Origin of the sequence: Moorella sp. E306M (assembly GCF_006538385.1) — a bacterium.
Lineage (GTDB): Bacteria > Bacillota > DSM-521 > Neomoorellales > Neomoorellaceae > Neomoorella.
The window spans coordinates 2,636,342-2,655,969 of the sequence record NZ_BJKO01000001.1 but is presented as its reverse complement, the minus strand read 5'-3'; the positions used below and the strand labels follow the sequence as shown (position 1 = coordinate 2,655,969).

23 protein-coding genes, 2 tRNA genes and 1 riboswitch are annotated in these 19,628 nt (G+C 52.9%); of the genes, 4 read left to right on the top strand and 21 right to left on the bottom strand.

Annotated elements, in window-relative coordinates:
* Position 1 precedes the first annotated feature (1 nt).
* Positions 2–232 carry a helix-turn-helix transcriptional regulator gene (locus FLZ89_RS13705; protein ID WP_069588148.1) on the bottom strand — a complete coding sequence of 77 codons (231 nt, stop codon included), beginning with the start codon at positions 230–232 and terminating at the stop codon, positions 2–4.
* 143 nt (positions 233–375) lie between these two features.
* Here FLZ89_RS13705 and FLZ89_RS13700 point away from each other — a divergent pair, with 143 nt between their 5' ends.
* The 3 genes from FLZ89_RS13700 to FLZ89_RS13690 are packed head-to-tail and all read left to right on the top strand — an operon-like array spanning position 376 to position 2,623.
* Positions 376–858 carry a helix-turn-helix domain-containing protein gene (locus tag FLZ89_RS13700; protein ID WP_069588146.1) on the top strand — a complete coding sequence of 161 codons (483 nt, stop codon included), beginning with the start codon at positions 376–378 and terminating at the stop codon, positions 856–858.
* Between the two features lie 46 nt (positions 859–904).
* A complete protein-coding gene (locus FLZ89_RS13695; RefSeq protein ID WP_141264631.1) occupies positions 905–1,363 on the top strand; it encodes an ImmA/IrrE family metallo-endopeptidase in 459 nt (152 codons plus the stop codon).
* A 48-nt stretch (positions 1,364–1,411) separates the two neighbouring features.
* Positions 1,412–2,623 (top strand): tyrosine-type recombinase/integrase, encoded by a 1,212-nt coding sequence (locus FLZ89_RS13690; protein ID WP_141264632.1) that lies wholly within the window; start codon positions 1,412–1,414, stop codon positions 2,621–2,623.
* A gap of 135 nt (positions 2,624–2,758) precedes the next feature.
* On the opposite strand, the gene FLZ89_RS13685 is transcribed toward FLZ89_RS13690, so the two are convergent.
* The 8 genes from FLZ89_RS13685 to FLZ89_RS13650 form a co-directional block, all read right to left on the bottom strand.
* A tRNA-Lys gene (locus FLZ89_RS13685) sits at positions 2,759–2,834 on the bottom strand.
* Positions 2,835–2,839: 5 nt separating this feature from the next.
* A tRNA-Arg gene (locus FLZ89_RS13680) sits at positions 2,840–2,916 on the bottom strand.
* Between the two features lie 195 nt (positions 2,917–3,111).
* Entirely contained in the window at positions 3,112–3,306 is a 195-nt protein-coding gene (locus tag FLZ89_RS13675) for a hypothetical protein (protein WP_172613629.1), read from the bottom strand.
* A gap of 5 nt (positions 3,307–3,311) precedes the next feature.
* Entirely contained in the window at positions 3,312–3,650 is a 339-nt protein-coding gene (locus FLZ89_RS13670; RefSeq protein ID WP_172613628.1) for a hypothetical protein, read from the bottom strand.
* On the bottom strand, positions 3,644–4,318 hold the full coding sequence (locus tag FLZ89_RS13665; RefSeq protein WP_141305177.1) for an ABC-2 transporter permease: 675 nt from the start codon (positions 4,316–4,318) through the stop codon (positions 3,644–3,646). The genes FLZ89_RS13670 and FLZ89_RS13665 overlap by 7 nt, the downstream gene beginning before the upstream one ends.
* Positions 4,319–5,227, bottom strand: coding sequence for an ABC transporter ATP-binding protein (locus FLZ89_RS13660; protein ID WP_141264635.1), 909 nt, complete (start codon positions 5,225–5,227; stop codon positions 4,319–4,321).
* Positions 5,228–5,345: 118 nt separating this feature from the next.
* The gene (locus tag FLZ89_RS13655; RefSeq protein ID WP_011392679.1) at positions 5,346–5,735 is read right to left on the bottom strand and encodes a GntR family transcriptional regulator; all 390 of its coding nucleotides are present in this window, start codon (positions 5,733–5,735) and stop codon (positions 5,346–5,348) included.
* A gap of 118 nt (positions 5,736–5,853) precedes the next feature.
* The gene (locus tag FLZ89_RS13650; protein WP_141264636.1) at positions 5,854–6,417 is read right to left on the bottom strand and encodes a Uma2 family endonuclease; all 564 of its coding nucleotides are present in this window, start codon (positions 6,415–6,417) and stop codon (positions 5,854–5,856) included.
* Between the two features lie 202 nt (positions 6,418–6,619).
* On the opposite strand from FLZ89_RS13650, the gene FLZ89_RS13645 reads away from it, so the two are divergent.
* Positions 6,620–7,438, top strand: a complete 819-nt coding sequence (locus FLZ89_RS13645; RefSeq protein WP_256369517.1) for an SPL family radical SAM protein — start codon at positions 6,620–6,622, stop codon at positions 7,436–7,438.
* 265 nt (positions 7,439–7,703) lie between these two features.
* On the opposite strand, the gene asrC is transcribed toward FLZ89_RS13645, so the two are convergent.
* From asrC to FLZ89_RS13585, 12 genes are all read right to left on the bottom strand, one after another.
* A complete protein-coding gene (gene asrC, locus FLZ89_RS13640; RefSeq protein WP_141305176.1) occupies positions 7,704–8,687 on the bottom strand; it encodes a sulfite reductase subunit C in 984 nt (327 codons plus the stop codon).
* Positions 8,688–8,701: 14 nt separating this feature from the next.
* A complete protein-coding gene (gene asrB, locus FLZ89_RS13635) occupies positions 8,702–9,502 on the bottom strand; it encodes an anaerobic sulfite reductase subunit AsrB (protein WP_141305175.1) in 801 nt (266 codons plus the stop codon).
* On the bottom strand, positions 9,499–10,521 hold the full coding sequence (gene asrA / locus FLZ89_RS13630; protein WP_141305174.1) for an anaerobic sulfite reductase subunit AsrA: 1,023 nt from the start codon (positions 10,519–10,521) through the stop codon (positions 9,499–9,501). Before asrA ends, asrB begins: the two co-directional genes overlap by 4 nt.
* 454 nt (positions 10,522–10,975) lie before the next feature.
* A complete protein-coding gene (locus FLZ89_RS13625; protein ID WP_141264640.1) occupies positions 10,976–11,761 on the bottom strand; it encodes an ABC transporter permease in 786 nt (261 codons plus the stop codon).
* A 2-nt stretch (positions 11,762–11,763) separates the two neighbouring features.
* Entirely contained in the window at positions 11,764–12,519 is a 756-nt protein-coding gene (locus FLZ89_RS13620; RefSeq protein ID WP_141305173.1) for a phosphate ABC transporter ATP-binding protein, read from the bottom strand.
* Between the two features lie 140 nt (positions 12,520–12,659).
* A riboswitch (SAM riboswitch) is annotated at positions 12,660–12,763 on the bottom strand.
* A 258-nt stretch (positions 12,764–13,021) separates the two neighbouring features.
* Positions 13,022–14,389, bottom strand: coding sequence for an adenosylmethionine--8-amino-7-oxononanoate transaminase (gene bioA, locus FLZ89_RS13615; protein WP_141305172.1), 1,368 nt, complete (start codon positions 14,387–14,389; stop codon positions 13,022–13,024).
* A gap of 26 nt (positions 14,390–14,415) precedes the next feature.
* Positions 14,416–15,153 carry a dethiobiotin synthase gene (gene bioD / locus FLZ89_RS13610; RefSeq protein WP_141264642.1) on the bottom strand — a complete coding sequence of 246 codons (738 nt, stop codon included), beginning with the start codon at positions 15,151–15,153 and terminating at the stop codon, positions 14,416–14,418.
* Positions 15,123–15,989: a 6-carboxyhexanoate--CoA ligase gene (locus FLZ89_RS13605; protein WP_172613626.1), complete on the bottom strand. Its 867-nt coding sequence runs from the start codon at positions 15,987–15,989 to the stop codon at positions 15,123–15,125. Before FLZ89_RS13605 ends, bioD begins: the two co-directional genes overlap by 31 nt.
* Before the next feature lie 60 nt (positions 15,990–16,049).
* On the bottom strand, positions 16,050–17,255 hold the full coding sequence (gene bioF / locus FLZ89_RS13600) for an 8-amino-7-oxononanoate synthase (protein ID WP_253256495.1): 1,206 nt from the start codon (positions 17,253–17,255) through the stop codon (positions 16,050–16,052).
* Positions 17,256–17,376: 121 nt separating this feature from the next.
* Positions 17,377–18,363: a biotin synthase BioB gene (gene bioB, locus FLZ89_RS13595; protein ID WP_141305171.1), complete on the bottom strand. Its 987-nt coding sequence runs from the start codon at positions 18,361–18,363 to the stop codon at positions 17,377–17,379.
* Positions 18,364–18,437: 74 nt separating this feature from the next.
* Positions 18,438–18,563 (bottom strand): ATP-binding cassette domain-containing protein, encoded by a 126-nt coding sequence (locus FLZ89_RS16605; protein ID WP_172613734.1) that lies wholly within the window; start codon positions 18,561–18,563, stop codon positions 18,438–18,440.
* Between the two features lie 147 nt (positions 18,564–18,710).
* Entirely contained in the window at positions 18,711–19,403 is a 693-nt protein-coding gene (locus tag FLZ89_RS13585) for a class I SAM-dependent methyltransferase (RefSeq protein WP_141305170.1), read from the bottom strand.
* Positions 19,404–19,628 lie beyond the last annotated feature (225 nt).

The window sequence follows — 19,628 nt, the reverse complement described above, 5'->3', positions numbered from 1 at the left end:
CTTAAGCAATATTTTCCTTGTGTATTTCGTTTGAAGGAGAATTAATGTTTGAGAAAAGATCTTCTACAGAAGAATTAAAGAATGCGGCTATACGCAAAGCTAATGCTAGAGATGGATCGGTAGTGCCGCATTCAATTTTGCAATAAGCTGGTCTACTAATATTTAAAGCATTAGCTACCTCTTCTTGAGTAAGGTGAGCTTCTTTCCTTTTATTTCGTAGAGCGTATCGCATGGGTTCCCCTCCCTTCAACCTTATTATACGTGGGGATACAGAACAAAGTCAATAGTTGTGGCTTAAATAGAACGTGCTAAATCAGAACATATATGATATAATCTCCTTAGATGTTCACATTAAGAACATGGAGGGATTTGGTAATGCCAACTTTTGGACAAAGATTAAAACTGCTAAGAAAGGAGAATGGTTGGACACAAGACGTTTTAGCCGAAAAGCTTGGCTTAACTAGATCGGCTATTGCCGGTTATGAATCCCCTAGTAAAGGTTATATTCCCTCTCCAGATATTTTAAAAAGACTAGCTGAATGTTTTGGGGTATCGGTAGATTATCTTTTAGGCCATACTGACGATAGAACACCTTATACTCCTATTCCTGAAACTATCTCCCTCGAAGAAGCTCTCCAAGAGCTCTTAAACTCCGACCACGTCATGTTTAACGGCCTCCCCGTCGGCGAACTCGACGAAGAAACCAAAGAAGACCTCAAAACCGCCGTCCTCGCCATCATGGAATATAAAGCTAAACACGGAAAATCCCAGCAGCAGCCAAAAAAAGCCGCGGCCGCGGCCAGAAAAAACGCGATGGTTGACGGCGGTACCATTCTTCTGTCCGCGGCCGTGTCCTAATAAATGTTAAAGAAATACATAAGCTTGCGGCAAAGAAGGTGATCGGATGGCTGTAGTGGAGAAAATAATCCAAAAAGTTAACGAAACTGTTGATAAACACGGGTTATTGAGTCCGGAGAATCTTGCAGATAAATTGTTCGAAGCTGTTTTAAAGGTTTCCATGCCCAACGGCAAAATTCGCGGGGTGATTTACAATAATCTTCTAATTTTAAATCAGAATCAACCTTCATGGTACTTGAACGGCTCAATAATCCATGAAATCGGCCATCACGAACTCCATGCCGGGATTAATCAAATGTTTTACCATAACTATACATATTTTACCAACGGCCGTTACGAACTAGAAGCTGACATTTACGGGCTTATCTATGCCATTCGCTGGTATGAATACGGGTTAGAAGGTTTCGCCAGCAATTTGTACGATTTCGCCAAACTGCTGGGGTTTCAACCCTATGCGGCTCACATGCTGGTAGAGCATTGTGCCCAAGGCAAACGGTTGTGGTGAGCTTGAAGGTAAATTGAATTAATTGGTGTGCAGAGGGGAGAACCTGAATTGGCAAGAAAACGCGGCAACAACGAAGGCACTATAAGCAAGCGCAAGGACGGGAGGTGGTGCGCGGCAATTACTGTGGGAAGAACAGAGGAAGGTAAGCAAAAAAGGATTTTTTTCTATGGTAAAACCAGGCAAGAAGTCGCTGATAAGTTGGCAAAAGCCTTAAATGATATTAAGCAGGGAACCTTCGTAGAACCGGATAAGTTAACTGTAGGGGAATGGCTGGATACTTGGCTTAATGAATACGTAAAGCCTCATGTTCGACCCACGACCTGGGGAGGGTATGAATATATTGTTCGCCAGCATCTTAAACCGGCTTTAGGAAAAATACGTTTGAAAGATTTACGGCCGGACCATTTACAAAAGCTGTATAATGAAAAGCTGGCGGGCGGGCGTGTTGACGGCCAGGGGCAGCTTTCTAACCGAACGGTGCGGCTTATGCATGTAGTTATACATGCAGCCCTCAAACAGGCTATGAAGAATCAATTAGTGATTCGCAATGTGGCCGACGCTACTAAACCGCCAAGTTTAAAGAAAAAAGAAATTCGGGTGCTTTCCCCCGAAGAACAGGCCAGGTTTATAAGCATTTTAAAGGATGATCGGTTAGGGGCGGCTTTCCTTTTGGATCTGGCCACCGGCTTGCGGCGTGGCGAACTTTTAGGGTTGCGCTGGCGGGACGTAAATCTCGAAGAAGGGACCATCACTATAAACCAGTCCTTGGTTGAAGTCAGGACCGGTAACGCAGAAGGTAAAAAGACTATGCTTATGTTCCAGGAGCCAAAGACCAAACAAAGCAAGCGGACGATACCAATTCCTAAAAGTATCTTGACAGAACTAAAAGCCCATAAGATCCGGCAGGATCATGAGAAATCGCAGGCAGGCCCGAAGTACCAAGATAACGATTTAGTTTTTGCCACGGCTGAAGGGAAGCCGATTAATCCTCGAAACTTTAATCGTAGTTTCTACCGATTGGTAAAGAAGGCCGGACTACCGCCTATAAATCCCCACGCTTTGAGGCATACCTTTGCCACCAGGTTGTTGGAAGCTGACGAACATCCTAAAGTAGTACAGGACCTACTGGGCCATTCCCAAATCAGCCTGACGTTGGATACTTATTCCCACGCGAGCATGGATCTGAAACGTCGGGCGGCCGAAAAACTTGATAAGATCCTAGAGGTAAAGAAAAATTCCTCCGACGAAACGGAGGAATAGAAAAAGGGCGCTTGACTTAAACAAATGCCGGGGTAATTATCCCCGGCAAATTTATTTTTAGGGCCGGTAGTAGTAGGGTAGTAGTAAATCGCTTTTTCGTGGTACCCTCCTAAACCCGCGAACCCTTGATTTTCTTGGTGCGCCAGGTAGGCTTCGAACCCACGACCCGCTGATTAAGAGTCAGCTGCTCTACCAACTGAGCTACTGGCGCATAGATGGCGCGCCCGGCAGGATTCGAACCTGCGGCCTCCGGACTCGGATTCCGTTACTCTATCCACCTGAGCTACGGGCGCTCACCAATTGCAATTGTTATTATAGTACAGAACGCAATGGAAGTCAACAATTTGTGGGCTCTATAATAAAAAAGTATGGGATAGGATGGGTAGAGATGGAAGGACAGGGTCTTATTTGCTGCCTATCAGGAGCAGGCACCGGATACCCAGGTAAAAAGCTATAGCTGCAGCCATAATACCAAAAACTAATCCCACCTAGCCAATACCGGTGGCCAGTCCCAGGGCCACCTGGATATTCTTGTAGGTCATGTAGGCGCTCAGGCTTAGAATAAAGATCTTCAGGATCAGCAGGCTACACAACGTTACCATACGCACTGCCTCGGCCGTTGCCGGCTGGATCTTTTTTCTTTCCTTCTCCGGCGCACTTATAATCCGGCGGGGGTCGTCCACGGCGGCTATCCAGAGGGAAATGCCGGCAAACAGGAGATATATGACAACCCCCAGCCGTCAACAATGCGGTAAACATAACGCTGGCCCTTTTCTTCCTGGACGGCTTCGAAGGGGATGGTCAGGGCCCGGGGTTTGCTGGCGGTAGTAACTTTTAGGTCGACACTATGACCGGGTTTGAGCAGGGGCGCCGGCCCGGCCAGGGCGATAACGACCTCCACCATCGTCTCCGAACTCTGCTGAGACTGCCGGGTCACCGCCGCCGGGGCCACCCGGGCTACTTTTCCCGTGTAGGTCGTGCCCCAGAAGGCGCGGCCGGTGATGGCCACCACCTGTCCGGCTAACACATCTCCCGGCGGACAAAGGCCCGCCGGGCCAGGACCAGGAAAAAGATAAAGCAGGCCACGGTCAGCAAGGCCAGGAGTACCCCCGCTGCTACCAGGGATAAAGGAAACGGCCCCATAGAACCCATGTAGAGCTTTTGCCAGAGGGTGACGATGGTAAACCTTTGCCAGAGGGTGACGATGCCAAACCAAAAGGCAAACCAGGTGATAAAGGAGGCGATCCTGGCAGCCTGCATACCGAAACGGAAGAATAGCCACAGGGTTGGACTGTAAACAATAGTAATAATAGCCAGGGAAGAGATAATGCCCCAAATGACCTCCGGACCGGTAATTGTTTTTAAGCCAGTGACACTAATAAAGGCTACTATAACTAATCCACAGACTTCACCCAGGAGACCCCCCAGCACCAGTTGCATAAATTTGGCATCCACTATCGCCCTGGCCGGCATGGGTAAGAGCCGTAAGAAGCTGAGACTATTGTTTTTATCCTCGATTGACAGGGAACTGAGGACCAGGAGATAGGCGGTGATCCCGCTGCTAATGGTCAGGACCGCCGCCGCTCCGCCACGGAAGCCGAAAAAGTAGCTAAAAAATAGCAGAACTAAAACCCACCAGGCCTGCCGCCGTAAGAGATAATAATCCTTCGTTACTAATCCCCACATAATTATCATCTAAGCCTCCTCTGCCTTCGGCCGCTCGTTACCAGCCAGGATAAGCATAATCTCTTCCAGGCCCAAAGGCCGGCGGGTAACCTCGCCTACCGCTAAAAGCCGCAGTTCCTGCAGCAAGCGCGGGTTGTAAGCGCCGGTAACGGCCGCTACCTCCAGGCCGCTTTCTTTAACGTAGGGCACCAGGCGCTGCACCTGCCGGAGCAGGTCGGCGTCTTTTAACCGGAAAGTAAGCTCCTGCCACTGCTCCAAGATGGTTTCCTTGTCGCCGGCTAGGGCTATCCGGCCACCTGCGATATAGGTCACCCGGTCGGCCACCTTCTCGATATCCTCGATAATATGGGAGGAAAAGAACACCCCACGGGTCTCGTCCTGAATTACTTCCAGCAGTTCTTGCACCAGGGTATGACGTACCACCGGATCCACCCCGGAGGTGGGTTCATCCAGGATTAAAACCTCGGGCCGGTGGGCCAGGGCCAGGGCTACCGCCAGCTTGGTACGGTTGCCCTTGGAGAGCTGCTTGACTGTTTTATTGCCGGGAACATGGAATTTTTCCAGCAGGATGCGGAAAAAGGCGTCGTCCCAGGTGGGATAATAGCGGCCCAGGAAATTGCCCAGCCAGTAACCGGTGGCTTCTTCGTACAGCTGGTTATCCTCCGGGACATAACCCAGGCGGGACTTGATGGCTACCTCGTCCCGGTCCCAGGTCCGCCCCAGCACCTCTACCCTGCCGCCGTCCGGCCGGATCAGGTTGGTGATAATACGGATGGTGGTAGTCTTCCCGGCGCCGTTGGGACCGGCGAAGCCCAGGATACATCCCGGTGGTAATTCCAGGTTAATGTCCTGGAGCTGGAAACCGGGATACCCCTTGCTTACTCCCGACAGGCGGATAAGCGGTTGCGTTGCACTCAAATCAGGCACCTTCCCTTAATCGAATAGTCATTTTTGCCACTCACCCTGTCCTCCCACCGGAACTGCCGGAGGGCCGCAGGGTGGTACGTGGTAATAGGAGCATTTGACTCTGCTGCCTTTACCCTGGTGGTTCCCCTCCCCATTCAAGAAGTTCCTCCAAGAGTGCCCGGAGCTCTTGATCCTGCATACCTACCCGCCTGGCTTCCTGGATGGCGGCCTGGAGGTGTTCCTTTACCCGGGCCTGCTTCAGGGAGGCTACCATCTCCGGCCGGACCCCGGCTACAAAGGTCCCCAGGCCCGGGCGGGTAATAAGCAGGCCTTCCTTTTCCAGCTCCAGGTAGGCGCGTTTGGTGGTGATCATGCTGGTGGTCAGCTCTTTAGCCAGCTCGCGGATGGAGGGCAGCTGGCTGCCAGGGGGGAGTTCACCGGCCAAAATTTTGGCTCGTATCTGTTCCACTATTTGCTGATAGAGGGGAACCGGGTTCCGTGGTGAAATGGAAAATAGCATCTTTTTTACCCGCCCGCTTTATTCTAACCCTGTTATCTGTATAGCACCGTGTATATTATATATATACATTATAGCTAAAAAAATAGCCCTGTCAAGGGGGGAACGGATAACTAGAAACCTAAAAGATACTTTCTACTTGCACTTCCAACCCGGCTATCACCCGCGACCTTACCGTCCCCTGCTGCTCCGCTTCCTGGTCCAGGACGAACTTCCCGTCCCGCAAACAAAAGACTTGCACCGATTTTTGCTGGGGATCGACAATCCAGTATTCCCTGACACCACTCTTTTCATAAACCTTATATTTACTGCGCAGGTCGTAATAGCCGGTACCGGGGGAAAGAATCTCCACCACCAGATCCGGGGCGCCTTTAATGCGCTTCTCTTCTATAATGTCCAGCCTCGAGTTGGCAATGAAAATAATGTCCGGTTGGTAGGTTTCTTCTTCATCCAGGTAGACATCAACCGGGGCATCTAGAACAATACCCAGTCCTTTATCCAGGACAAATCCTGCCATTTGTAATTCCAGTTTTATGGATACCATCTGGTGATAGGGTGTCGGTGAAGGCGTCATTACCAGTTCCCCCCCGATTAACTGATAGGGTGACCCTTCCGGTAAGCGGCAATAATCCTCATAGGTATACCGTTTCCGGCCTGCCGCCAGTTCCGCCAGGGTAAGGCTCATCTCCTGCACCTCCTCATCTGGTAGTTGATTTTATTCCTGGTAGCTTTTTCTTTATTTTACTACGGGGGTTAGCAAACAGGCAAGGGATAAAGGGGCGTGGTGGCAGCGGTAGGTTTTATCCTGGGTCTGAATAGCAAGGACTTGGGGTCAGGCCTAGTATCTGGTATAATGAGGCCTTGAAAACGATGCAAACAATTCTAAGATGCCCACTCGGAATGGAGAAAGGCAGACCGTCGTGTTTAAAATATATGAGACCGCCTGTCGCAGCGCCCTCAACCGTTCCCGCATTCCAGGCATTGATTACTGTTTGAACCCTTACACCGGGTGCAGCCATAGGTGCATCTATTGTTACGCCAGTTGCATGGCACGCTTCAGTGGCCATCAGGAAAAATGGGGTTCCTTCGTCCAGGTCAAGACGAATTTTATCGAAGTACTGGCCGCCCAGTTACGGCGGCCTAAAAAGGGAAAGGTTATGCTGGCCAGCGTTACCGATGCCTACCAGGCTATCGAAAGAAAATATGGCCTGACGCAAAGGTGTTTGGAATTATTAACCGCGAGTGGATTGGAAGTATCTATCCTTACCAAGTCCGACCTGGTCCTCAGAGATGCAGAGCTTTTAAAAGCAATGCCCGCCGAGGTCGGCTTTACTATTACTACCCTGGATGACAAACTGGCCCGGCTGTTGGAGCCCGGCGCGCCGCTTCCCTCCCGGCGCCTGGCGGCCCTGGAAAAGCTGGCCAGGGCCGGCATCAGGACCTGGGTTTTTGTCGCCCCGGTGATACCCGGCCTGACGGATGCTCCTGAAGACCTGGCCGCCATAACAAAAGCGGCCACCAGGGCCGGCGCGCAGGAAATAGACTTTGACCCGTTAAATTTTTACCCTGCAGCCGTATCTGGTATAAGAGAACTCATTTCCAGGTACTGGCCCCAGGCTAAGAGCGCTTTTGATCATGCTTGCCGCCACCCGGCTGCCTATCGGCAGCTGCTAAAAGAGATAATCAAGCATAGCAAATCCTGTTGATAGGTGCCGCAGCGCCTTTTTAAAACGTGGTATCGGCAGGGATATCACCCCTGTACCTGCGGAGCCCCGGATGGTTTTCCATCCGAAGCCGGGGGTGTCAGGGGTAGTTCAGGAGCCGCCAGGGCCTCGCCCTGCAATTTTCCACGAAACTGACGACCTGCCCACCGTCGTCGCCGCTCTGTATGCCGTTATTTAATAATTACCTCACCTCTCTACGGTTGCCAGTAGGTCTTGAAGTCATATCATGGTACAACTGGCACCCCAACTATTTGCTCCACAGCAAGTCGCGGTCGTAGCTGTAGCCGTAAAAGGGCAATTCCCGGGCCACCCGGCCTTTCGGACCCAGATCAACACCATCCAGGAGTTCATCCCTAAAGACCTGGTAGCCCGTGCGGTCGACGATATAGCCAACGTGCTCCTTGGGCAGGGAGCGATCAATGTGCCGCTCAATGTAACGGTACAGGTTGGCGATTACCTGCAGGACGGCCTTTTCATCAATCCATTCCAGGAAGTTGGCCGCTAGGCGCGGGCTCTTTTTCCCGGTGCGACCCAGGGCCACGATCCGGTAGTACTGGCGCCCCCTGGTCCAGGCCGCCATGGGACATTGCAGGATACACTCGCCGCAGCCCAGGCAGCGTTTGCCGTCGCGTTCCACCTGGTAATTGACCAGCTCCAGGGCGCCGACGATAAACTGGCGGCAGTTCTTGACACAAGCCTGGCAGGCGATACAGCGGCCGGGATCATACTCCGGCTCCACCTGGCCGATGATGCCGATGTCCTGGAGGTGGGCCTTGATGCAGTCGTTGGGGCAACCGGTAATGGCAATCTTGACGTGGTAGTGGTTGGGATAGATGAGACCTTCGATTTTTTGCGCCAGGGCCGTGGTGTCAAAGTTGGCAAAGGGGCAGACTCTGCTGCCAATGCAGGCCGTGACGTTCCGGGTGCCCGCCGCCGGGTAACCGGCATGGATATTCTTGATGGCCACTCCCAGGGCGGCCTCTTGTTGCAACATAGGTGTCAGCAGTTGGTTTACCTCCGGTACTTTGTCAAGGGGTATGCCGGGGATTTCAAAACCCTGGCGGGTAGTCAGATGAACGGTACCGTTGCCGTAGCGCCGGGCTATATCCTGGATTAAGCCTAAATATTCGGCCGCCAGGTGCCCGCCGGGCACCCGGAGACGCAGGGCCGTATAACCCCTGCGGCTGGTAATGCGGTAGGCGTTCTTGATCAATTCGTTCGTATTATACATGGCTCCCTCCTCCTTCAGTCGACCAGGTCCCGGGCCCGGCTATAGTTAAACACCGGCCCTTCCAGGCAAACGTATACGTCGTTGATCTTGCAGTGACCGCACTTGCCCAGGCCGCAGTGCATCCGCCGCTCCAGGGAGACCCAGATTTGCTCCGGTTTGATCTGGCATTTAATAAATTCGGCCACGGTAAATTTAATCATCAGAGGCGGCCCAACGACAATAATCCTGGCATCATTTTTCAGGGGGATTTCCTTAACGAATTCCGTTACCAGGCCCACCTTACCCGACCAGCCGGCCTGGCCCTGATCAACCGTGAGGATGGTGGGAAAAAGGCCTTGCCAGCGTTCAATATCCGTGCGGAACAGGATATCGGCCGGCGTTTTGAAGCCCAGGAGAAGGTTAAGGCCAGCCAGCTCTCCCGGGTGGCCCGCATAGTAGTTGATTAAGCCCTTCACCGGGGCTACCCCGGTACCACCGACGGCAACCACCAACTGGTGCCCGGCAAATTCATCCCTAGGGAAGCCGCTGCCATAGGGCCCGCGGAGGTAGACGGTATCTCCCGGTTTTAGTTGGTGTAAAGCAGTGGTTACCTTGCCCACCCGGCGGATAGTTAGCTCGATATAGCCCGGACCGGCGTCGCTGACGGATATAGGTGCCTCCCCAACCCCCGGCAAGGAAATCTCCACGAACTGCCCCCAGGCCGGTTCTATATCCGTGGCCAGCCGGATGGTATAGTCCACGCCGGTCTGGGGCTGGATGGCTAACACCTGCGCAGGTGCGGGAAGATAAGGATTGGCAATCTGGTTGGCAATCACGCCCCGGCACCTCCGTTCATTAACTGGCTTAAAGTATTGACACAGCGAGCGAAAGAGATGTATTCCGGGCAGACTTCTTCACAGCGGCCGCAGCCGACGCACATATTGATCCCAAACCGGCGGCGAAAGTCATCGATTTTATGCAAGACTTTGAAGCGCATGCGTTCGCCCCGGTCCTCACGTACTTTGTGGCCGCCAGCCATATCGGTAAAGCCGTCGATCTGACAACTCGCCCAGACCCGCCGGCGTTCCCCCCGTTCCGGGTTATCCCGATAAAATATATCCTGGACGGAAAAGCAGCTACAGGTTGGGCAGGAGAGGGTGCAACGGCCGCAGGCGATACAGCGGGAGCTATATTCCCGCCAAAGTTCGTGTTGAAAAAGGCTGGTATCTACCCGGTCCGGCACTTTAACGGTCAGGGAATTCTTCTGCACCCAAACCGGTTCTACATCAGCCGGCTGGCCGTAGCGCTCCCCCAGGGAAAGCCACGGCTCGGCTAGGGCCTGGAGTAGGTAATAATCGCCTTCCGGGCGCAGGGCCGCCTGGTGGCCGGTAGCCCTGTTCGTGCCCATAGAGACACAGAAACAACCGGGGAAGCTCTCCTGGCATTCCATCAGTACAAAATGGGTATGCTGGCGCCGCCGGGCATAATAATTGTCCGCTGCGGGCCCGTTTTCCAGGAAGATTTTATCCAGACGGGTAACGGCGTTGAGGTCGCAGGCGCGGAGAAAAACCACAGTTTCCAATATTTCTGAGGCTTTCAGGGCGGACTCGGTTATTTCCCCATGGGAGAAATAAAAGAGGCTCTCTTTAACCGGAAAGAATACTTCCTTGGGCGAGAAAGTTGTCCTGGCATCCCAGACCACATCGGCCAGGCCCTTTACCGGGCCATAAGTAATTAGATCCGTACCGGCCAGGCGGCCTTTACCGGCGTAACGTACCGGCCCGAAAACCCGTCTGCTGGTAACCAGTTCGTCCAGCAGGGCCGCTAACCCCGCCGGCGTTAATTTGTACCCCATGTCTCACTCCCCCGAAAATATGGTGCTGTTTGAGCTGATTTTGTTCTGTTCCCATTGTAATCCAGAAGGTACCCATATAAAAATGATGTATATCACAAATCGTAAAAATAATCCTTGCCCGGCCGGAACTCCTTAAGTAAAATCATGAAAAGAAAAACAGGAGAAACCGCCAATGCCCGTTGATCACGACCGCCTGTTCAAGGAACTGCTGACCACACTTTTTCCGATCCTTGCAAGAGAAGTTGTCGGTAGAACTCCAACCCGAGGAGGTGCAAAGGGTCAGTGCATGCGGGTGGTAACCAGTTCGTCCAGCAAGGCCGCCAACCCCGCAGGCGTTAATTTGTACCCCATGTCTCACCTCCCCGAAATGGGAAATGTGAGGTAGCAGTCCATATCAAGGACGGCGATGGTACCCTCTCCCCTGCTGACGAATGAGGTATCAAACTGGAAATCGTCAGCGCTGGGACGGCGGTTTCAGCTGGTGGTTGGGCGTAAAGTAATAGCGGTAGGCCAGCAGGGTGGCGGTAATGGTAGTCAGGGCCGTAGCGGCGGCAACCATATAAGTGACGACGACCTGGTACCTGACAGCTGCCGCCGGGCTGGCACCGGCAATGATCTGACCGCTCATCATTCCTGGCAACTGGACAATACCCACCGTCATCATAGTGCTGATGGTCGGTAACATGGCCGCTCGCAGGGCCGAACGCAGGTAAGGCAGGACTGCCAGGTAGGCAGTCGCCCCCAGGGATAGGGCCGCCTCGATCTCCTCCCGGTGGGCATTGATCTCCCTTGTTAAACGGTTGATGGCCAGGGCGGCACCGATCATAGCGTTGCCCACAATCATCCCGGCGATAGGGATAATATACTGGGGCTGATACCATGGTTTTACCTTTAAAACAATACCGATGACAATGGCCAGGGTTATAATCCCGCCCAGAGCTATGGCCAGGAGCATAATGAAAAATAAGCCGGGCCAGCGCTCCTGTTGCCGGCGGTAGGCGTTGGCGGCAGCCACCAGTAACATGATACCTAAGGCCAGTATCACCAGATACCAGCGGTTAAGGTTAAAGATCACCTGCAAAAGGTAACCGACGGCCGTGAGCTGGACAAAAGTCCTGAGGGTACCGATAAATAGATCCCCGTGGAGGTCCAGGCGCTGCCACAAGGAAACGGCCAGGGTAATTCCTACGAGGATCAGGGCTAGGAGGAGATCGCCGTAGCCGATATTGATATACTGCATCCTTATCCCTCCAACTGCCCGGACAGGAAAAGCCTGCTGCGGGGGTTTTGCGGGGCAGTAAAAAACTGCTGGGCCGGAGCTGCCTCGACTACTTCGCCGTGATGCAAAAAAAGGACTTCATCGGCAACCTGGCGAGCCTGGTCCAGGAGGTGGGTAACGAAGATGATGGTCAGTCCCAGGCGAGTTTTCAGGTCGACCATCAGGTGCAAGATGTTGGCCGCCGCTGTGGGGTCGAGGGCCGACGTCGGCTCATCAAGGAGCAAAACCTCCGGTTCGTTGGCCAGGGTCCGGGCCAGGGAAACCCGCTGCTGCTGGCCGATGGAAAGGCTGTCGGCCCGGCGGTTCAGGAATTCTGTTCCCAGGCCTACCATCTGGATTAATTCCTCGCTCCTGGTCCGGGACAGCGAGATGCCCCGCAGGCGAGGACCGTAGCTGATGTTCTCCAGCACCGTGCCGGGAAAGAGGGTGGGTAGCTGCCAGACCATTCCCACCCGCCGGCGCAGGGTAAATATATTGAGGCTCTTTAAGTCCTGGCCATCAAGGGTAATACGGCCGGCAGCCGGATCCTCCAACCGGTTTAGAAGCTTGAGCAGGCTGGATTTACCGGAACCGGAGGGCCCGAGAACGGCGGTGATTTTCCCTTTAAGAAAGGATGTAGTTATTCTGTTCAGGATAATGGCGGTCGTTACGTCCCCGGCGGTATTACGGCCGGGACGCTTCAGGGTTACCTCACTTAGCTCAAATTTTGCTTCCCCCATATATACTCCCTTCCCTGGGGACCGCTTCGTCCCGGGCAAAAGTTCTCCCCCACCAATTATAAATACAGTTCAGGAGATCTTCCACTCCGGGGTAAAATAAAAACCCCTTCCCGGATTTAAGAAGAGGTTGGACAAGGGTCAATTTATCTTCCAGGAGGTTTCCTGAGGCACCTGGCACCTTCCGGTTAAATGCCGAGGTTGCCGGGTTTCTTTGTGGCCCTCCCTCCACCTCTCGCGATAAGCCGTGGGACGATTTGCGGTTTTGCTAATGAATTAATACCATTACCTGGTTGCAGTGTCAAGATACCTTCGGGGGAGCTATCCCTCCATCTCACGTTGGATGGGCTGAGAAAACTTTAACCTGCCCGCCTTAAGCTGCAAAGCTATTCAAGGGTGCGGAATATAGGCAGCGACTTAAATTACCGGCTGGGAGCTTTTTATCCGAAGGCGGGAAAAGCAAAACGGCCGTAGGCTCAGATCGTGAAGGGCCTAACCCCTCTATTTACCTGCCCGTTACTGTGGCGATAGATTCATAGGTGATTTCTAAAACCCGGTTAAGCTCCGCGTCAGACATCGACAGCACGGGCATGAGGACAATTACATTATCCAGTGGGCGTATAACGAGCCCTCTTCGCCGGGCCTCCATAATAACCCGGTGACCTATCTGCTCCTTCATAGCATAAGGCTCCCTGGTCTCTTTATCCACCACCAGTTCAATGCCTACCATCATCCCGCGCTGGCGGATATCTCCCACGTGGGGTAAATCCAAAAAGTTCTGCAGGCCCCGGCGCAATAGCTCTATTTTGGACTGCAGCGAGGCCAGCAGGCCTGTTTTTTCAAAGAGTTCAATACTGGCCAGGGCCGCTGCACAGGCTAGGGGATTGCCTGTGTAGGTGTGCCCGTGGTAAAAGGTCTTGCATTCCTCCGGCGCCCCCAAAAAGGCCTCGTAGATCTCGTCGCTGGCCAGGGTGGCGGCCAGAGGAAGGTATCCCCCAGTTATTCCCTTGGCCAGACACATTAAGTCGGGGGTGACGTCTTCGTGTTCGCAGGCGAAGAGACGGCCCGTGCGGCCAAACCCCACTGCTACCTCGTCGGCAATAAGCAGGACGTTGTATTTTGAACATAAGTCCCGTACCCGGCGAAGGAAACCGTTTGGAGCGGTGATCATGCCCGCCGCCCCCTGGACAAGGGGCTCGATGATGAGGGCAGCAACCTCCTCACAGTGCTTTTCCAGCAACCCCTCTAGCTGGTTGAGGCAGGCCATTTTACAGCTTTCTTCTTCCAGGCCCAGCGGGCATCGGTAACAATATGGTGCCGGGGCGTGCAAGCATTCAAAAAGTAAGGGCTTGAAAATACTGTGGAAAAGAGGTATGCCCCCTACACTTACTGAGCCGACAGTGTCGCCGTGGTAGGCGTTAACTAGCGAGATGAACCTGGTTTTTTTATGATAGCGCCCACCCTCTTTTTGTTGCCAGTATTGAAAGGCCATTTTGAGGGCAATTTCCACTGCTGTGGCCCCGCTGTCAGAGTAAAAGACTTTGTTTAACCCCGGTGGAGTAATTTCCACCAATTTCCTGGCCAGCAATATGGAAGGTACATTGGCAAGTCCCAGAAGGGTGGAATGGGCAATACGATCCAGTTGCTCCTTGATGGCCTGGTTTAACTCCGGGTGGCAGTGGCCGTGGACGGTAACCCAAAGGGAGGATATACCGTCCAAATAGCGGTTTCCCTCAACATCGATCAGGTAGCTACCTTCCCCCCGCATGATGATCAGGGGCTTTTCCCCAAGGTATTGCTGCATTGGGGTAAAAGGATGCCAGACATACTGCTTATCCCATTGTTCGAGGAGTGAGGGATCGTAGCTGCTCAACAGGAGCACCTCCAAATCTTTTATGTTTAAGGTTTAAGCCAGGGAACCAGTTGACGCCAGGAAAGGGACTCCTCCACAGCTGCCAAAAGTCCCTCCGCAACCCCGCCTTCCACGCTTATCCCAGTGAGGTGGGGCAAAATACCCAGCACCGGCACGCCGGTCATCCGGGCTACAACTTCGGGATTGTCCCTTTCAGCGGGACCTAATTCTTGCTGCTTTAAGCCATTAAAAACTATCCCTGCTATTTCTAGTCCGAGGCTTTTGGCGTAAGCCAACGTGAGCACCGTGTGATTGATGGTACCTAAACCTATTCTAGCCACCACAATTAGGGGCAAGGAAAGTTCGCGGGCCAGGTCGGCCATGGTAAAGTCAGGGCCAGAGAGGGGCACACACAGACCCCCGGCCCCCTCAATGAGAGTCAACTGGTGGCGCAGAAGGGCCCGCCGGCAAAAATCTATTACTTTTGGGGGCTCTATCTTTTCCCCGCAAAGCTTGGCCGCCAGGTGAGGTGATAACGCCGGAGTAAAGCGATAAAGGTTTAACTGGTAAAGGGGCTGGGAAAGGCCGGCTGCCACCCGGTAAAAATAAGCATCTTCAGGAACTAGTTCCCCATTTCTAGCAAGCGCCCCGGTTTGCACCGGTTTGATGGCCACGGCCTCAATACCATGCCGGCGGAGAACGCCCGCCAGACCGGCGGTTACTATCGTTTTTCCCACGCCGGTATCCGTTCCGGTTATAAAGTAACCTTTTCTGGCATACTCCATTGGCTATTCTCCTCCAGTATTGAGGTAAGGTCTGTTACTCCATTTATAGTGCTGATGTGCGTTATCAAAACGGGTTCCTCCTGCAGCCTGGTGAGGTACTCTGCAAAATTTATATCCTGGATACGGACAAAGAACACCCGACCTCCTTTAAAGGAAGGGTGCTTCAAATAAGGTATGCGTACATAGCCCAGGGACCGGGAGGAAACATAACCAGTGGTATAATGGGGGTCGTCCGAACAACATATTTCGGCCAGGGTTCCGGCCCAGATCACCTTGGAGGCCAGGGCCAGGGCTTCCTTAATCCGGAAATGGTTTAAACCCAACTGTTCCAAGAGGCGCGATAACTCTTTAGCCGCCCGGAGAGTATAATCCATGCGGGAGACGCGCACTCCCCGCCACGAGTCGGGCTCCAGCCGCCTGCAGCTGTGGGCATCCATGATCACCGCCCCTCGCATGTTGCCACCGCCAGGCGCAGGACCCCGGGCGAGGAGACTTATGGCTTCGTCCACAGCCTGCTCCCATACCCCGCTGGCCAAAAGAAGCTGGCGGGCGCAGGAGAGCGCCTGCTCATTATTGCCAGCTTTTACCGTGACCAGCGGCAGGGCGGTAATCCCCTTTATTTTAGAAGCCTGCAAACGCTCGATGCTGATATTGATAAAATCAGGTTTGCCGAGGGCATGGTTTCTGGCCCGGCAAAGCATTTGCCGGACGGCAGCAGCCACCTGCTGCGAGGAGACTATCCTTTCCGCCCCCGATATGTGCCGGCCCTCCTTATCGTGGGGAGCCCCCTGGGCAGCCCTCATCCGGACGCTATATACCTCTTCCTGCAGAAGCAATCCCTCCCTCAATTTGCGTCTTAGTTTTAGCTGTGATTTTCCCATCATCCCCATGCATTTTTAAATGAGTCCCAACATTTTTCCCGCCGACAGAAATGCTTCTAGTGCCCTTTGCAGTTCTTCCGGTTTATGGGTGGCCATGACGGTAATCCTTAAACGGCTGGTGCCTTCCGGCACCGTAGGCGGACGAATGGCCGGCACAAACACGCCCTTTTCCGCCAGGGCTGCCGCAAGGACCATAGCGTGGTGGGCATCCCCTACCATCAGGGGAATAATGGCTGATGCCGTGGGCAAAACCCTGAAGCCCATTTCTTTCAAGCCTCTGTAAAGCCGCTGGACGTTGGCGTGAAGCTGGTCGAGAAGGTGGGGTTCTTCTTCCAGGACTTCCAGGGCCGCCATGGCCGCAGCAACTACTGGCGGGGAAGGGGCGGTGGAAAAGATAAAGCTACGGGCGCGGTTACGCAGGTAATCAACTAAAATGGCATTACCGGCTACATAGCCGCCCTCACTGCCGAGGGCTTTGCTTAAAGTGCCCATTTGGATGATGCCCCGGCCTTCCAGGCCGAAATGTTCCACCGTTCCTGCCCCCTTTTTGCCCAAAACCCCGGTGGCATGGGCGTCATCTACCATGAGCAGGGCCTGGAACTCTTCGGCCAACTGCAGCAATTGGGGCAGGGGAGCTATATCTCCGTCCATACTAAAAACTCCGTCGGTAACGATAAGGCACCGGCGGTGTGATTTGCGTTCGGCCAAGAGAATATCCCTTAAATGGGCTGTGTCCCTATGGTGGAAAACTTTAATCGTGGCCCGGCTCAAGCGGCAACCGTCGATTATGCTGGCATGGTTTAACTCGTCGCTGAGCACCAGGTCCCCCCGACCCACCAGGGCCGAAATAACCCCCAGGTTGGCCAGGAAACCGGAACTAAAGACAATGGCATCTTCCGTACCCTTGAACCTGGCAATGCGCTCCTCCAACTGGCGGTGCAAAACAAAATTACCAGAGGTCAGGCGGGAACCTCCGCTTCCCGTCCCCCACCTTTCCACCGCTTCTACGGCCGTAGCCTTGACACGGGGATGTTGGGCCAGGCCCAGGTAATTGTTGGAGGAAAAGAGCAGTACATCATGTCCGTTTATGATCGTTCCTGGTCGAGGGGGCTTCTCCAGTGGCCCGGGTAACCGGCGATAAAGGTGGATCGCCTTTAACAGCTCCAGTTCTTTAGCTAGAAAATCAACCAAATCTATCCCTCGCCTGGCAGGTTTATTCACTATTGTAAACTGCTATTCATTATCGATGTTGACATTTCCTGCATAGGAAAAGCCGCAAACAGCGCCTATCCTGGGCATACCCGCGGCATTCGATTATAGCTCCTACCTATATTTCGGTGTATCAGTATTCTAATTGCAGATCCTCCAGCATTTGTAAGTCCTTATTAGCACCTTGGCCCGGCGTCGTCAGGTAGTTTCCTATAAGCATCCCGTTTAACCCGGCGATAAACCCCAACGGCTGCAGGCTCCTCAGGTTAACCTCCCTACCACCTGCATATCTTATGTTCTTGTCCGGTAAAATGAACCTTATTATGGCGAAGGTCTTAATTATTTCCATTGCTGATAAAGGTTTTGCGCCTTCTAGCCTTGTACCTTTAATTGGATTTAATACATTTACAGGTACTGCGTCCACATCCAATTCTTTTAACAAAAACGTATGCTCGATCCGCTGTTCCATGCTCTCGCCCATGCCGATTATCATGCCGGAACAGACTTCCATTCCCGCTTCTTTAGCATATCTGATGGTCTCAATCCTCTCGTCATACGTATGGGTTGTAACTATATTATGGAAAAAACTCCTCGCCGTTTCTAAGTTGTGGTTATAGCGCTCCACCCCTGCTGACGCTAACTTTTTTGCCGCCTTCCTTGTAAGGGTGCCAAGGCATGCGCACAGTTTAAGATTGGTCTTCTCTTTCATTTTTGTAAATGCTCTTATGATTGCCTCGAACTCTTCTTCATCGCCGTTATACCCCAAACCGCTGGTAGCTATATCACAGTGTTTAGCTCCGTTCTTTTCCTTTTGAATGGCCTGTTCTACAATCTCGTCTTCGCTCATTAAAGGGTAACGACTTATATCGGTGTTATGATGGGCCGACTGCGAGCAAAATGCGCAGTCTTCAGGGCAATTGCCCGATTTAGCGTTGATCACGGAACACAGGTCTACCTTATTGCCGGCAAATTTCTCCCTTATCTCACTGGCAAATCCGCACAGCAAAAATATATCGCTGCCCCTGGCCTTACCCAGCAGGACGGCTTCTTCATATGTAATATCCCCACCTGCCAGTATCCTGTCACCGATCCTTATTATGTCGGAATAGTATTGTCCCATATAAACCCCTCCTGTATTTTCTCTTGATCATATAAGACCTTTTGATAATTGTCAACTTAAAATGATGATTTGGTTTACAAATGGCCGCTCTCGTTCCAGCCGGCTTTTAATCGGCTGAGGCCGGCAATGATCTTCAGGCAGGTGGACTTACCGTCGCCGTTGGGTCCGGAGAGACCGGTGAGCTTGTAGGTGGGGTAAATTCATTCAGGTCCCGGGTGAAGCCGAAGGTTCCCAACCCAGATCGGGAAAGGTGTCAAGGTTAAATAACTCCGAAAAGGCAAAAAAATACCCCCTCCGTGGAAGTATTCTAGAAGGGGTAATACTTTGATGATCACTGCCCGGCATCTTTAGGCTTTATAACTCACCGCTACAATAAACCCGCCATCGGTGCGGCCTTCTTTAGCGGCGGCAGCTTCGATGGCCAGGGCCTCTTCTACTTTTGTGCCATCAAAGTCGGGACCGAAGAAGAGAACGGCTTTACCCTTAACGTTTTTACCGGGCATGGCAGCCAGGAGTTCGGGCAGGGTATAAAATTTTGCATACCGGAAGAGGCTGTCTGGCTCCCGGGCGGCCCGGGCCTCATAATGGCGGCTCCAGAGACTGTTGCCACCGATGAGGCCGATGACCATCCTTCCCCCTGGCTTTAGCACGCGGTAACCCTCCGCCAGGGCGGCCTTTAAATCCGGCGCAAATTCCAGGGCCGTAACCGAAACTATCTTATCAAAGGTGTTATCTGCAAAGGGTAACTTCATGGCGTCGGCATGGAGAAATTCGATTTCCAGCCCTGCTGTAGCGGCCTTGCGACGCGCCGTGGCCAGCATGGGCTCGGAAATGTCTATGCCGGTCACCTTTACCCCCAACCGGGCCAGTTCTAAGGAAAAATTGCCGGTACCACAGCCGATATCCAGAATATGTTCACCAGCTTGAGGCTCTAAATAAGCATATACAGGCTCTTTTTCTATGCGGTCCACCAGGGCCCCCAGGGGACGGTTGTACCAATCGTCATAATCGCTGGCTTTATGATCAAAAATTTCAGCCATCGCCAGGCTCCCCTTTCCTCACTTAATTTATGGTATACCATATTCGCCATTAATGGCTATTTTCCTTTTTGTATTTAGTTTTTCTTTACCTGAACATCCACATCGAGTAGGAGGGGGCGGCTAGCCCCCGTCCCCTCACACCACCGGACATGCGGGTCCGCATCCGGCGGTTCACCAAGCTTGACGAAGACTGAGATAGCGTTCGGTTAAGCTCATGAGGCCCTG